General features: G+C 51.7%; 8 protein-coding genes and 1 pseudogene. 1 reads left to right on the top strand and 8 read right to left on the bottom strand.

All coding sequences use genetic code 11. From position 1 onward, the window contains the following. Positions 1-29 precede the first annotated feature (29 nt). The 7 genes and pseudogenes from FE784_RS11880 to FE784_RS11850 all read right to left on the bottom strand — a co-directional run bounded on the left by FE784_RS11880 (position 30) and on the right by FE784_RS11850 (position 10,686). Positions 30-3,404: a carbohydrate binding domain-containing protein gene (locus FE784_RS11880; protein ID WP_139602418.1), complete on the bottom strand. Its 3,375-nt coding sequence runs from the start codon at positions 3,402-3,404 to the stop codon at positions 30-32. A 304-nt stretch (positions 3,405-3,708) separates the two neighbouring features. After that, positions 3,709-3,912 carry a hypothetical protein gene (locus FE784_RS11875; RefSeq protein WP_139602417.1) on the bottom strand — a complete coding sequence of 68 codons (204 nt, stop codon included), beginning with the start codon at positions 3,910-3,912 and terminating at the stop codon, positions 3,709-3,711. A gap of 224 nt (positions 3,913-4,136) precedes the next feature. Further along, positions 4,137-4,389, bottom strand: a pseudogene (locus FE784_RS42810) (hypothetical protein); the annotation flags it as partial. Between the two features lie 5 nt (positions 4,390-4,394). Further along, on the bottom strand, positions 4,395-6,380 hold the full coding sequence (locus FE784_RS11865) for an FG-GAP-like repeat-containing protein (protein ID WP_139602416.1): 1,986 nt from the start codon (positions 6,378-6,380) through the stop codon (positions 4,395-4,397). A gap of 85 nt (positions 6,381-6,465) precedes the next feature. Beyond that, on the bottom strand, positions 6,466-7,842 hold the full coding sequence (locus FE784_RS11860) for a sulfatase family protein (RefSeq protein WP_139602415.1): 1,377 nt from the start codon (positions 7,840-7,842) through the stop codon (positions 6,466-6,468). A gap of 83 nt (positions 7,843-7,925) precedes the next feature. Beyond that, positions 7,926-9,218 (bottom strand): ABC transporter substrate-binding protein, encoded by a 1,293-nt coding sequence (locus tag FE784_RS11855; RefSeq protein WP_176706131.1) that lies wholly within the window; start codon positions 9,216-9,218, stop codon positions 7,926-7,928. A 19-nt stretch (positions 9,219-9,237) separates the two neighbouring features. Next, positions 9,238-10,686 (bottom strand): sulfatase-like hydrolase/transferase, encoded by a 1,449-nt coding sequence (locus FE784_RS11850; RefSeq protein ID WP_176706130.1) that lies wholly within the window; start codon positions 10,684-10,686, stop codon positions 9,238-9,240. A 98-nt stretch (positions 10,687-10,784) separates the two neighbouring features. On the opposite strand from FE784_RS11850, the gene FE784_RS11845 reads away from it, so the two are divergent. After that, on the top strand, positions 10,785-11,663 hold the full coding sequence (locus tag FE784_RS11845; protein WP_139602412.1) for a helix-turn-helix transcriptional regulator: 879 nt from the start codon (positions 10,785-10,787) through the stop codon (positions 11,661-11,663). Positions 11,664-12,212: 549 nt separating this feature from the next. Here the strand turns inward: FE784_RS11845 and FE784_RS11840 are convergent. Next, positions 12,213-15,341, bottom strand: coding sequence for a glycosyl hydrolase (locus FE784_RS11840; protein ID WP_139602411.1), 3,129 nt, complete (start codon positions 15,339-15,341; stop codon positions 12,213-12,215). Between the last annotated feature and the right edge of the window lie 12 nt (positions 15,342-15,353).

Raw genomic sequence — 15,353 nt, 5'->3', positions numbered from 1 at the left:
GCAATAACGGCAATCGCTTCATCTGCGGATCAAGGATTCAGTTCCAAATAAAAGTCGTCGAACCAAGCTTGTCCATTGCCGCTCTGATCCAGTTTCGCATAGATGCGCAGTTTGGCTGTATTTGGTGACAGCGTGATGGACCGCTCGTACCGCGTCCAGTCGGTCTGGGCAGGAACTTCAATCCAGGTGTACCGCACCGTTACGTCATTTGCATTCATCTCGCGAATGCCGAACCGGGCCAAGCCTGTTGTCGCATTGCTTTTCGCCCAGCCAGAGAATGTAAACGACGCATTGGCCCCGACCGGTATCGAAGTTGCCGTGTACAGCTGGTTGCTTGTACTTGCCGGTTCCGGGAACAAAGTAGCTGCATATTGTCCTTCGTACACAACATCTGTGACACGTGCGCCTTTGCCATATACCCAGCTTCCCGCCGATTCAAATCCGCCGCTGGTCAATATGTTGCGATCGACGCGTACATGTAGCGTCAAAGTCTCGACAAGCCCTGTTCCTTTGTACACGCTAATCGTCACCGGGTAGCCGCCGCGCGGAAGCGACTCGCCAACGTCAACGGTTCCGTTCACAACGAGCATCCCGTACGGACCGACCTGCGCCGAAGTTGGCAGCTGCATCGCCAGCCCGCTTGCGCTGCTTGTCTGTAGTGACAAATGCTGCTCTGTGCCGCTCTGGTTCGCAAGTTGAAGTTCAAATGGATACGTTCCCGATGTCTTCGCCAGCACGGACGACGTGTTGAGCTTCGCTGTCAATAGCGAGCTGACCGACCATGTTACAGAGCGATTTGTCTGCACTGCTGCGCCTGCAAACACAAAGGAAACATTTGCGTCCACTTGCGCTGCTGTCCCCGTATACCCACCGGCAACCGTCCACGACTGAACCAATGTGACGCTCGCTTGCGCAGCAACTGTCGGAAGCGTCTGCGACCATGCCGGCGCGGCAATCCCTGACGGCCATACCGCTTGCAACACAACACCTGTAAGCGAAGCGCTGCCATGATTGGTCACGACATACGTCACCTCGGCAAGCTCCCCGCGGTACAATGCCTCGGCATCGAATTGAATCTCGATCGTGACCTGGCTCACAATGATCTGCTCCGTAAGTGCACGTGCATGCTGCAGTGAAACAGCCACTTCTTCCTTGTTCGCCACAGACGAGCCTGGCAGCCATGCCAGCAGCGCATCCAACTGCTTCACCGCTTCGGCAGCATGCTGCAGCGCCGCTGTGACACCCGTCCCATGCCCATTGCCGTTGACATTACCAGTACCATTGCCGTTTCCGTTACCTTTGCCTTTCCCTTTTCCGTTATTGCTGTTTCCATGCTGATTTTCGCTTGTCAACGCGTTCTCCACCCCAGAAAGCGCCTGCAACACGTTATGGATACCTTCCACCCAGACATTGTTGGCGGATGCACCGCTTGTATCCTGTACCACATGTGCGGCACGCTGCGCCGTCTGCACAAACGATGACAGCTTGTATACATACGCTTCATGCGCGCCAATCGTGACAGGTAATGACGCTATCAATCCGCTGACGGGCGCGGTAGCTGCTCCATACAGCAGTTCCTCGGTGTAACCGGTAAATGGCAGCGGCACCAATACCGTTTGTTCCGTATTCGAATGGTTCAGCACGACAGCGTATACGTCACCAGCCACGTTCCATGTTGCATATTCGGTGTCGGCATTGCGCGCTTCCGCTGTTTTGGGATACTCTGCCAGCGTCTGGATCAAGCTATACTCGTCTTGGAATGCGACGAATCCAGGATATAGATCCGAGTCCGGCAAATACCAATCCGGATCGCTATATGCATAGTAACCGATTGCTTGCGCTCCGCCGATGATCGACTGGTACGCCATATTGCGCAGTTCATCGATCGTCGGCAAATAGGTCCATGTCGTGCTTGACGGATAATAAAACGCTTGCAAGATCGTCCACACTTGCCGGTTCCCGCCCACAGCAGCAACACCGCTGCGAATGTCGTCCCCAACTTCCGTAATCGGCTTGTTCGGGAACGGATACGAATCGATGGACAAAATATCGGTCATGCGGCCGTTGCGCTCCGCAAACAGCGGGTTCGCTTCGGTCAAGTAGACGGGATGCTTGTCGTCAATCGTCCGGATGATCCGGTACGCTTCGGTCATTTCCTCGATGCTGTATTTGTCCTGCGGTTCATCAACCATCATCCAGCCAAGCAAGGCCGGATGGTCTTTATACATCGTTACAATATCGGTCGTCAACGCCGCGTTTTCGCCAATATTGCCGCCATAGTAGAGCGGGAACATCACCTTCAAACCATACGCTTGCGCATTGTTCAGCAGTTGTCCGACACGCGTCGTTGTATTGGCAACCCAGCCTTGCACCGTGTTGATGCCGGCCTCTGCCATTTTGCCGTAATCCGCTTCCTTCACATGATACCCCATAACCGGGAAAAACGGCTGTCCATCCACAATCATCGGTCCGTTCGGATCCGGCAGCATCGCCGGCCGCGCAAACCGGTAAACCGTCGCTTCATTGCGGTCCACCTCGACATTTGCCAACGTCTTCAGCACAAGCTCGACCGTGTACGGCTCTTTGACGGTCATCAACTGCGGCTGGAACGAAAACGTCGTCAGCGCAACTGCCGGCACATTCGTTTCGCTGGCAATAACCTGGCCGTCGGACTGCCGCTTTACAAGGAAATCGACCTGATGCTGGGCATAGTCCGCCGCATCGAGAACCAGCTCTGTCTGTACGGAGCCAGTTGTCTGATCGGTGTAGTAAAAAACTTGGTCGGTGTGCAGTTTGAATGCGCTTGCATGTTTCGTCTTGACAAACGACGCATCGTCGAAATGAACGAGCCCGCGCCCATACAGCCGCACATACATTTTCACATATTTTGCGTTATCCGGCGCAACAACCGAACGCTCGTACTTTGCCCAGTTTCCTGTCACTATTTTACTGTACGTCCCTTGAGCCTCACCGACATACGTACCGGAGGACAATGGCATTCCGCTATAAAACTCGAGCTTGATCGCAACACCGCGATCGCGAATATCAGTCGATTTGTACCAGACGCTGTAATCATACGACGCACGTTCCTCGACTTCCACCACTTGGGATGCCCACGGATTGCGCGAAGTCGATTCGGTCTTCACCGTTACGCCCGCAGATCCAGAGCGCGTAGCAACTGCCGTTACCTCGACCTCATCGTTTGCCCAGTTGTTGATACCGAGCCAAGGCTCCGGCACTCCCGCTGTTGTCACCGTTTCGAAGCTTGCATTGTCCAGCAAATTAACCTGGAGCGGTGGCGGGGACGCTTCGCTGTACGAAGCTCCTGCAACCACCGCAGTTCCAACAAGCGCCGCAGTGGCAATAAGCCGTTTACAGCTTGCGATGAATCGCTGTCTTTTCATAAATTGGTCACTCCTGTTCCTCATTTGCGTCCGATTTGGGCGACCAGAAACGCATTGCTCTCTTGATCACCGCTGCGCAACGCTTCCTCAAACGTCTATTTTCCGTCAATGTAGTCGTCGTAGTGCTCGATCGCAATGAGCCGTGTTTGCGTATGGAACGGTCCGCGAAACCGTCACCTGTGTCATCTGATTGTCGCGGGACCATACCGCCTGCACAACGAGCAGCGTTTCGTTTTTGTTCGCTACGAAAATGTCCGGCAGATCCGTGCCTTTCTACAGCTTCAGCCACATCGCATCGCCATACTTATACGGGCATATTGTCCATGTAGCTCTTAGCCGCGTAGTAATTGTCATTGGTCGTAACCCGCAGCACAGGTTTATCGTTCGATGCCTGTAGAGATACGGCAACGGTATCGCTCGCTCCATTCTGGCGGAGCTCCTTCTTGCAGCCGCACAAAATCATGACAGATACGAATGCAGCCGACGCGACCAACCCGTCTCTTCTCATCGGATACCCTTTCTCGGGCAAGATTGTTCGATCTAATTCAAAAAGCACTTATCGTACAACAACCCGGGACGGTTCGCGACTACTTTTCCTCCTTTCCGGCTAGCTCCAATTGTAACCGCCGCCAAGATGGCCGAATATCGCATTTTCGTTGAATTATCTTCGCAATGTCTTTTTTCCCAACGATACGCATAAAAACGAACGATAGGCATATCGATGAAATGCCGGGTAAGCGGCTCGCGGGAAATAACGACGCCCGACGCATGCGGGGATGCGTGACGGGGCAACCCTTCGACCTGCATCGCCATGCCGAGCAATTCCGCGGTTTTGGGTGCTTGGCTGCTGGCGCCTTCAGCTCAGGATTGACCGTAAGCGCCTCCTGCAGCGTGATCCCGAGATGGCCGGGCCGGTAATCATTCTGGCGGCCCTGTCAACATCGTTATAGGGCAGGTTCATTACCCTGCCGACATCGCGCAAATAACTTCTCACTGAAACGTAAATTGCAACTCGCCTAACCCGATTTCAGCCTTAAAGATCTTAGGCGGAGTCGGCGCCTCCGAGGTTGCCGCGACATACAGGGCACGGAATGTGTCACTTCCCAAATACTCCAGCTGTCCCGTACCATCGATCGTAGACAGGCCAAGAAAGTAAACGTTGCTATTTGTTGCAGGTCCGTCACTGGTAGCCAAAAGCGGATATTGACGCGAGGCATCCCGTACCCACAATAGTCCATCCCGCGACAACTCGATGGTCGGGTGGGTTTGATTCGCAAGCGGGTTCTTGACGAATGAAATGCGGACGAACACCCGTCCTCCCGGAGCTTCATTCGCATATCCGATCTGATTGCCCAACTGCCCCATGCCTGTAACTGTTTCACGCTCCAGCCAATCGAATGTTGTCGGATCGGCCGAACGGATTCTGACATGCGATTGAGCAGCGCCATTCACATAGTAGTACACATACATCCACCACTTCTTGCCATCGGGGTCGTCCGGGACATATACCATTTCCTGATGCGTCAGCTTCGTCGATTCGGGAGAAGCCAAATTGATGACGACGCCCCGATCGGTTTTTCTCGTCCAGTTTACCCCGTCGTTTGAGGTAGAGAGCCCAATTCGATCTGCCAATACCGTAGCCGTTTCCCCCGTATCCACCTGTTGACCCGGAAAAATTTGCGCCTGCCAGAACATGTAATAAGTGCCGTCAACCTTGATGACTTCGGGCTCCAACGTATTGTCCGTCCACCAGCCGGAATAGCCTTCTTCTTCCCCCTTATAGAAGGCCGGCCGCTCAATTTGGCGAAACCATTGATACCCGTCAGGCGAATGGGAATATAGAATATGATCCCCGTCGTACACATTCTCATTGTTCACGAGAATCGGATCTCCGTTCTGATCCACCGTCTTCCAGCGGCCGCCGGTCCAAAGCTTATAGCCTGTTCCGTCTTTGATCAGATGGGCGGAATAATCGTAGGCATCGAGTCCATAGGCGAATCTTGTTCGGAAATACAGATTGCCAGGAATGAATTCCACCAGATCCGCTGCTCCGTCGGCATTGATTTGACCGACGCGAGGAATTGCCGAAGCATTGTCCCAGGTGTGCTTCGAAATTAAGTGATATTCGCTTTTGGTACCGATCTCGCCCGGTTTCGGTCCGAATGTGCCGTCTCCTCTGCCCATGCGGAACGCAAAGCCGGTCGAATGCGTGCTGCTGCGGTACAACCCGATATCAGCCAATCCATCCTGATTTACATCGCCGATCACAATCTCCCCACCGACAATCGTGCCGTTCCAGTTAGTGCTCGATGCTGTAGGAAATTGTCCGGTACCATCACCGTACCATATATCGATGGAGCCCGTAGTTCCTGTATAGACGACGAAGTCAGCCTTTTTGTCCCCATCCAGGTCGCCGGCTACAATCTGCCCGCCTGAAATCGGAACGCCCGAAGCGATCGTCGTTCCGCTGAATCCACCGGATCCGTTCCCGTAGCTGATTGTAATAGTAGCGCTGGAGCCGGTAACCTTTACGCCAGCTAAATCAGCGACACCGTCACCATTGAAGTCTGCTGCGACAAACCCGCTATTTTTCCCGTCATTCCATTGAAAGGTGTTCGCGCTTCCGAAATTGCCGTTCCCTAAACCGCGGAACCATTGGAGTTGACCGCTGACAATATCGTAATACAGCGCATCATCCAATTTGTCGCCATCAACATCGGCAAGACGAAACCGCATATTGCTGTTCCAGTCGATATTCAACACATTTGCGGATTCGTTGCCGAAATTGAAACCGTAGTTCGTAAAGTCCCGATTTATGGCCTTTTGATAACCGTAAAATTCACTTGTATAATCCACCGAAGTGAATCCCGTAAACCCGCTGTAGCTCACCGTCTCGGTAATCGGCGCAGCGTTGCCAACCGTAGCACCCCAGACCGTGGACAATCCCAACACACCAATCAGCAGCTTCTTCTTCACAACAGACAACTCCTCTCATATGCTTCCGGGGTTATTTACTTGCGGCCTTCCAACGTTCGTACGCGAATTTCGCGTCCGAATGCGTTTACTGCGTCGGCAGCGGCGCGGCCGGGGTGATCGCTTCCCAATCCGCCAGTTTTTGCCGCAAAGCCGCTATCTCCCTGCCGTACAGGGGATTTTCAATCTCATTTCTCATCTCCCAAGGGTCCAAATGCAGATTGAAAAATTGTTCGTACTTCGTCTGGACTTGTCCATCGGTCAATCGGTCAAATCGGACGTATTTTCGGCTTTGGCTTCTCGCCGTCAATGTGACGTGATGACGCGGTTCTCCAATCTCGCTGAAAATCACGTCTCTCCAGGGCTCCGTTCGTCCCGTCAGGAGCGGCGCCAAGCTCGTGCCTTGCTGCCCGGAAGGCCCAACAAGACCGGCGGTCTCAAGCAGAGTCGGAGCCAGATCGATTAAGCAGACGAGCTCCTCCCGCTCCACGCCAGCCGGGAATGCGTCGGGAAGCCGGACAATCAAGGGCACCCGCAAGGTCGCGTCATACCCAAGAAAGCCTTTTGTCCAGGCACCGTGCTCCCCCATCATTTCTCCATGATCCGAGGTATACACGACAAGCGTCTTCTCCGACAATCCAAGGCGGTCGAGCTGGTCAAGAATAAGACCAATGTTGTAGTCGATCTGCGAAACGGAACCGTAATAATAAGCCAGACAGGCACGGTGATAAGCTTCATTGAACTGGCCGGATTTGCTTTGCGTCTGCTTCAGCCCAGGCGTCTCGTAATCAAACGCATAGTCAACATTCGGAGCGAGGGTCAGCTTGTCCGGCTCATACATCGAAGCCCAAGGTTCGGATGGCGCAATCGGGGTATGCGGGTCTGGAAAGGAGCACCAGACGCAAAAGGGTTTGTCCCGATTCCGGCGAAGAAACGCTATCGTCTCCGCAGCGAAATAGCCGCTGGGATGATGGGCATTGCCGGCATGGCTTCTTCCAACCCGGGACCTTCCCGGATGGATGAAATCTGGCAGCCAATGGCCGTCTCTGTGATATACCGGTGCGCTTTCCGCTTGGATAAACGAGCTGAAGTCGCGCTCGTCGATAACCGTATCGAAGCCATGCCGATCCGGAATGCGGTCCATACTCAGATGATGCTTGCCAATCGTCGCGGTCGCATAACCCGCCGCCTTGAACGTTTCGACTACGGTTGGCACATCCGGATTTTCGTGGTTGCCGTTGGCATATAGTCCGTGCGTACGGGAAAAGCGTCCTGTCAGTATGGAATAGCGGGAGGGGCTGCACTGTCCGGTTTGACAGAAGGCTTGCCCAAACCGAACGCCTTCGGAGGCCAACCGATCCAGATGCGGTGTTTGCACCTCGCCGTTTCCATAGCAGCCCAGAGCTCTCGCATTGTGCTGATCACTCATGATAAACAAGATGTTTAAAGGTGTATGGCTTGTCATATGCGGCTTCTCTCCCGATATCGTCGTTATGCTTCCGGCGGGCCAAGAGGGGCGGTTCTCCTCTTGACCGACCGGTTTTTGCGCTACTTTTGCTCCATTTTCTTGGAATCGATGAATTTTTTAATTTCCTCTTGCGTCTCATTTAAGGTCGTGTTGATATCCTTGCCCGATATCAAAAATTCAGCGAGCTTCTTTCGCAAAATCGTTGTTACCACCGTATCCCACTTGCTGGCAATATACAGCGATTCGGGGATTCCTGTATACGCCTTCGCGTTTTTCGTCAATAAGACGGCGTTCTTCCACTGGTCCGGCTTGCTTGCTTTGAATTCCGGCGATTGTAGTGTCTTGATGAATTCCAGCACCAGTTCCTTATGCTTGCTTGTCGAAGGAATCACATAGACGCCCAAGGCTCCGGGAACCGCCAGCTTTCCATCTCGGAAGATCGGGTATGTCGCAAGATCCCAGTTGATATCCGGAAAGTTTTGCGGGTTCAAAATCAGCGCGCCAGCGTGACCGGCAAACATCGCGATATTCGCTTCCTTCGTCCAATCGGCAATCTGGCCGGGAAACGGCATCCAGTTACCGTTGGCTTCATAAGCCGCCCTGAGGATACGCAGATGATCCTGCCACTTCTGCCCGGACAAATCGACGCGATCGTCTTTCGTAATATAGGTCGGGTTGTTGGCCGCTAGCACCACATCGGCATAGTTTTGAATTTGCAGCCCTCTGTACTGGGTTCCGCCGTCATTTCGATTGAACCGTTTGGCCAATTCGATCACTTGGTCCCAAGTCATTTTATCGGTCGGATATGGAACTGCGAATTTATCGAAAATGTCTTTATTGTAAACGAGCACATAGGGAGTTACCGCCGCATTGGCGTTTTCCGGCACCTCCTGAGGAACGGCCCACAGCTCTCCTTTAACGCTGAACGCTTTCAGCTTGTCGATCCAGTACGAAGGAAACTTGCTCAGATCATACTTGGATTTCTTCAACAAATCGTTCAGATCACCAACGAGCCCGACTTCTTCTATCTTGGGCAAATAGGAGTCTGTCACGTTAATGAAGTCGGGGGTTACGCCCGTCGCAATCAATTTCTCCAGCTCTCCGGTCTGATAGTATTCAAATGTGACATGAGCAAACTTTTCCTTTACAATCGGGTTGTTCAAAATCGACTCTTCGACGGATTGCTGTGTGCCGGTCCAAACCATACGCAGCGTAACAGGCTCCTTCTTTTCTTCTTTCTGGGCGGTCGCCTCGGCCGGCTTGGGGCTTTCGGGCTGGCTGCCCGCCTGATTGCTGCAGCCGAACAGGAGGGCGATACTTAACAAAAGTGCCGTCCTGGCAAGGGGGGTCGAGAAGCTGGTTGTCCGTTTCATGAATAAAATCCTCCTGAGATCACGTCCGATTGGTTGGGTTCGCCGCATCAAGCAGCTGCTTTCTGGTTTGCCTGCGAAGCCGCTTTGTCACGCTGACCGTTTCATTTTCGAAAATGGGCATAATTCCGTTCTTCGAGCCTTTGTAGTATTTCGCCGACACTTCATCGGAATCTTCGAACGGATCGTTAAGTTTCTCCAGCCAGTGCTGCATCAAACGTTCCATACTGGCTTGCTGATCTTCGCTTTCCGGCAGATCGACCAGGTTCCTCAACTGATCGGGGTCCCGCTTGTCGTCGTAAAGAATCCAGGGCTTGCGGCGCATGCTCGCGTAAGTATGCGTGCGTGTCACGACGCCGCGCCATTCATAGTGGGTGAATATATCGGGCACGATCGGCTGATTGATAAATACAGTTTCCTGGGCAGCGGTCTCGTCTCCAAGGACATAAGCGGACAAATCTTTTCCTTGTACGGTATGGGGAATGTCAGCTCCACACAAAGACAACAGCGTCGGCATCATGTCGACAATGCTGATCGGTCCGTCCGTCACACGACCGTCGGCGATCCTGGACGGCCAACGCATAATCAGCGGAATGTTAATCGACTCGATCCACGGCTTGCTTTTATGGATTTCGTTCTGGCTGTATAACATGTCCCCGTGATCGCTGGTAAAGACAACGATCGTATTCTCCCGGATACCTGCATCCTCGATCCCTTCCAAAATGTCCGCAAAGCATTCGTCCAAAGCGGTCATATGCGCGTAATAGCCGGAAATGTGCTTGCGATTCACCTTGTCGCCTACGTTTGCTTTGAGCTGCAAGCTCTCCTCCGGATACAGATCCAAGTATCGCTGTGGTACTTCCCGGTAAGGGTCATGGGGCGGTCCCCAGGATACTACCAGAAAAAACGGCTCTTCCTCGCCGGCTTTTCGGTGAATGTAATCCACCGCCAACCGGGTTTGTGCCATCGGCTCGTAACCGTCGATCCACACCGGGTCGGGATTGTCGTCCACATAGTAGTAGCCGTCGAAATACAAATGATTGCAATTGTAGGCCGCCCAATAATCGTCAAATCCTTGACGCCGCGGTCCGGGAGGCACGTATATGCCTCGATCGTTGTTGTCCAGATGCCATTTGCCGATATATCCGCATTTATACCCGATATCATTCAAGCTTTGGGCAAACGACTTAACGTCTGTTCTTAACTGGATGTCATTGCTGACGACATGGTGCTCGCTCGTATGCATGCCCGTCCATAGGGTGGCCCTTGCGGGGCAGCAGGCCGGGGAATTGGAGATCGCCCGGGTAAACCGCGTTCCTTCTGAGGCAAAATGGTCTAGCGTCGGCGTCCGCACCTGCTCTACGCCGGCGCACCCCATGGCTGTCGCCCGCATCTGATCGGTCATGACATAGACGATGTTCGGCTTGTTCGTTTGGCTTGGCATACTCATCTGTTCTCGTAAGAAAGACATCTTTACGCTCCCCTCAAAATATGAAATAATAAATTCCAACATCTATAACCAACTAATTCGATGTAAATACTATTATTTATCCCATGAGGTGATCAGGTATGGGTACATTCAAAGAAAGCTTTGCCTGCCATTGGACCGATCAGTCCGTACGTCTCATCTCGACACCAAGCAGAACCGCGAGGTCGACCTTTTTTTACGTTCAGGAAATCGGTCACTTTCAAACGCTGCCCGGCTATTTTACGGAACGGGAGCACTTGAACTCTTACCTGATTGTCTACACCGTTGCTGGTAAAGGATATTTGAACTACCGGAATCGCTCGCATACGCTGGGACCGGGCCAATTGTTTTTTATCGATTGCGAGGAGCGCCATCACTATGCGACCGATCAACACAACCTATGGGAAATCTACTGGGTGCATATCAACGGCGCAACGAGCCGCGGCTATTACGAGCAGTTCGCCAAGGGCTCGGACCACGTTCGTTCGATGAATGTACAGTCACCGATTCCCGATCTGTTGCTGCAGTTGATCCGGCTTCAAAGCCAAAAAGATTACCGCACGGAAGCGCTGAGTTCCAAAATCTTGGTCGATTTACTGACAGAGATTTTGTTGACCGCCTATAAGCCTTATCCGGATTTCGATGTTTCTCCCGCTTTCCTGCCGCCGATGATCGATTATTTGGACAAGCATTATAATGAAGATATTCGACTTGACCGTCTGGCGGAACTGTTTGCGGTCAATAAATATCATCTGTCCAAAGAGTTCAAAAAGGTTATCGGGTATACTCCCAAGGAATACATCATTAACCTCCGGATCAATAAAGCCAAAGAATGGCTAAAGCACACCAACGCCTCGGTTGAAGAAATCGCGGGCAGCGTCGGCATCGACAACGTCAGCCATTTCATTAACTTGTTCAAAACCCGGGTCGAGTTGACCCCGCTCGCCTTTCGTAAAAAATGGCATACCGCGCGCCCCTGATTGTCAATCTTAGAGGCAAGAGCACGCCCCGTAGTTTTGCCGTTCGGCGATACCGCGCTCATGCTGTAGCGGTATTTTCCGGATTAGGATGCGTTGCGATGTTCCATGCGATGTTTCCTCCGCGATTGGATGTAATGATCGATAGGAGGACAAAAACGAATGCGATTTTTTTGTTTTCACGGATAAATAAACATCTCTCCTTTTTTGGATTATGGTGTCGGCCATTCGATAAATAATGATTACCACCCTATGTCGGCAAGCCACTTACGGGCAATCCATAACTTCCAAACCAAACATAATTCAATATATTCCGATCGGAAATAACGTCTTAATTGTAATCGTTTTGCATGCGAATTACATCAAAGTATATTGGCTAAAAATCATAGAATATTGACGCAGACAAAGCAGTTGACTTTCGACTGCAACCTTTATGGAATAGCACCGTTGTCTGCAGTAACAGTCACGAAATTTTTTATTGGTGGCGCGCATATAAGAGAGAACAAAAAGAACGGCTGCGTTACGCCGTCCTCCAATATAATTTGTAAAGGTTTAGTGTTGTAATTTGCGCAGCACTAACCGCGGAGGTTCCAACAATCCCGACGGAACCAGCTTATATTCCTCCGAGAAACGGTCTCCTTCCATCACAAAATGATCCGGGCTGTAGGCATTGCTATAAACAGGATTGAGATGCAGCGGACCGAAGGTGTTTCGCCGCGTCAGAACCGCTTCGATTTCTATCGTTTTGCCCGACTGCACCCATTCCGTGATATCCGTCTCATAAGGCTGCCAGGCAACGATTTGCGGAAAATTCGTACCGCTATGTACTTTGACAAGCGCTGCCTCGAATGAAGGAAATTTAAGGTGCAGGCGCGCAGAATCCGGATCACCATGAATTGCGGCTTCAGGATGTAAATCTGTTGTTCCGGGCAGCTTGTATATGACCGAGCCGCTATAAAAAGGAAAACCTTGATCGACCAAGTCTCCGCTTTCCAATGTTTCCGGAAGTGAGGTCATTATTTTCCGCGAGCCTTCCAATCTGATTCCGAATTGACCGGTTAAATAAATGGCCTCCAAATCGGTGTTTTGGTGATAGTCCAGTCCGAGCTCTATCCGGTTTTCTCCGATCCTCAGCAATTCGAAAGGAAACTCCAATATTTCGAAGCACGAATCAATCCAGTTGCCTATGCTTGCCGTAGAGGGCAAGCGGTTCCCGTTAATAAATAGATCAACATGTTCCGGCTTTTCCATGATAAGTTGCAGCGGCGTCGTGGGCAGCGATTCCACGACAAATTCAAACCGAAGATTAACTCTTCCGACGTCTTCAGCTTCATTTTTTTTATATTTATTCGCAAACCACGGCTGCACCATAGTGCGTCCACGTAACGTAAATCCCATCGTTCTCCGGATACTCCGATCCACTTGCAAGATCTCCGCCTCAGACTTCCACTCCCCTCCATTCAACTGGTAGGACGCCATATCCAGCACGCACACATTCGGCTCGCTCAGTCGATATTCATAAGGACCTTGAACGGAAACCTCGGCAACATCATCATACGCCAGCTGTACAGGCAGATGATCGGCGGCTTTGCGGCAGATGCGATATATACGTTCACCGGAAGGTGGAAATCGGGTGATTATTTCCAATCCGCCGTCCATTTGCCGGGTGCAAGGTTTTTGGCGCTCCCCCGTAGCGCACATCCATTCCTCGACCTCGCCCTCATATCGAACGTGCACGAGCACGTCATCGTATGCTTCCTCAGTACTTACATTCAACAGCATGACAAAGAAATCATCGCCGTTTCGCCGCACCTGGCAAAATATATTCGTCAGCGCCAGCCCCGTGTTTCGCTCCAACACCTGTACATAACGGAAGGAGCCGCATGCATGTACAAGAAATTCACGTTCATGCGGCCCTCGCACCGATTGCGCAGACAATTGCGCGCACTCCTGAGAGGATACCGCGTCGATATACTGCGGAGGTTCGCCTGCGAATATGATCGTTCCTCCCGACTCTCGGAACAACTCCAGAAGGGCAAGCGTACTCGACCGCATCGTTAACATTCCGCTCACGACGACCGCCTTGTACGCCGCTTCCCCGACGATAAACAAGGGCCTTCCGTCACCATCTTTACCGATGCGGCATTTATCCGCAATCATCCCTTCATCACCGTAATCGAAATCGATCTGCGCTTCGGCCAACCAATGGAACGTTTCTCGAAATTGACGCTCCAACTTCCGGACTTCCTCGCCTGTTGCACTTAATCTGCTGGACCAGCCGGGATAAATTTGACACCAGACGCTTTCCGCCGGATGGAGGACAACAATATCGCAAACCGACGTACTTTGATCCAGCACGACACCCATGCGGGAAAAATAAGTTTCTACGTATTTGTAATCTTTCCACCATGTCGACTGATGCGAGATACTTCCGGGAAAATCCCGCTTCGATTCGCCTGCCATCGTAAACCAAGAGTGATGATGACAGCGTACATTGATGCCGAATAGCGTTTGCCAGTCACCAACCGCTTTATGGCTTTCAAATGACATTTGCCATCCTGTGCAGCCGTACAGTTCTGAAAGCAGCCATCGCTTTCCGAGTTGTCTTGCGGCCGAGGACAACTGCTTGGCAACCCAATAACAGCGGTTACCTTCCGTTAAAATGTCGATCCCCGGATTGTCCATATATTCATAATAGCGCATCACGGAGCCGATCATCGCCGTTTGTGAGGACAGACTGTCTTCATGCAGCACATGTCCGGTAAGAATCAGCTTGTTTTGCGTACACCATTCCTGAACCGGGGCTGCAAAATTTGCCAAAAACAACTGCAGCACAAGCTCTGTATATTGCCATTTCACTTGGGATACCGACCGACCTTCATGTTGCAAAAAAAGCTCCGGGAGACGTTCGATCAGGTCATACCCATATTGTTCCCGGAAGCGGTCAAACAGCTCATAGGTCCAGGGAAGATGCCACTCCTTGCCTTCATTGGTAATCCCAAATCCGTCCAGAAGAGAACCGCGGTGAGGCTCGTCGATGAATATGCCTTTGATGCTTTTTCCGAATCGATGGCCGCAATATTGCTTATACTTTTCATGCGTCATGCGCAAAAAAGCTTCTGTCGCTTCTCTATTCATCGTGTCCACATAAGTTGCGCCATTATAAAAATCGCTTTTATCCATTTCGCTAATATGGAATGCGAGAATCGTCCGCCCATAGGTATCTGCGTCCAGCTCACCGAATCGCAACCGTCTGCAGTGAGTATACGATACCCCGTCCAGATCGCACACAAATGCGGCGATTATGTCCTCGCTCCAAGCAAATTCGTCAGCCTGAATCGTCCGCAATCGAATAAATTTCAGTCTATACTTCGGCTCCGTCGTAACCATACCGCCGGCCGTCCCGCTCGGCCAGCGGTCCTCATCGTAGAGCCAAGCCTCCAAACCTAGTTTTTCTGCTTCCTCTGCGCATGCATTGATCAATTCAAACCATTCTTCACCGAGATATTCCGTAGCGAGTCCGGTGCGCGAATGCATGAAGAAGCCGCCGAAGCCCATTTCCTTGAATGTATGTATTTGTCGAATCAATTCTTCTTTATTCAATTTACCGTTCCACGCCCAGAGCGGCTTGCCCTTGAATTCCGATGTAGGATTTAAAAAAAGTTCGTATTTATTAGACATACTAAGCTCCTC

Source organism: Paenibacillus hemerocallicola (assembly GCF_006265175.1).
GTDB lineage: Bacteria > Bacillota > Bacilli > Paenibacillales > NBRC-103111 > Paenibacillus_AB > Paenibacillus_AB hemerocallicola.
The sequence above is the reverse complement of the archived record's forward strand: the minus strand, read 5'-3'. Positions and strand labels throughout refer to the sequence as shown.

Excerpts from the sequence above, each read along its gene's own strand:
- FE784_RS11855 (WP_176706131.1), bottom strand. The coding sequence starts at position 9,218 with ATGAAACGGACAACCAGCTTCTCGACCCCCCTTGCCAGGACGGCACTT.
- FE784_RS11860 (WP_139602415.1), bottom strand. The coding sequence starts at position 7,842 with ATGACAAGCCATACACCTTTAAACATCTTGTTTATCATGAGTGATCAG.
- FE784_RS11840 (WP_139602411.1), bottom strand. The coding sequence starts at position 15,341 with ATGTCTAATAAATACGAACTTTTTTTAAATCCTACATCGGAATTCAAG.
- FE784_RS11845 (WP_139602412.1), top strand. The coding sequence starts at position 10,785 with ATGGGTACATTCAAAGAAAGCTTTGCCTGCCATTGGACCGATCAGTCC.
- FE784_RS11875 (WP_139602417.1), bottom strand. The coding sequence starts at position 3,912 with ATGAGAAGAGACGGGTTGGTCGCGTCGGCTGCATTCGTATCTGTCATG.
- FE784_RS11850 (WP_176706130.1), bottom strand. The coding sequence starts at position 10,686 with ATGTCTTTCTTACGAGAACAGATGAGTATGCCAAGCCAAACGAACAAG.
- FE784_RS11880 (WP_139602418.1), bottom strand. The coding sequence starts at position 3,404 with ATGAAAAGACAGCGATTCATCGCAAGCTGTAAACGGCTTATTGCCACT.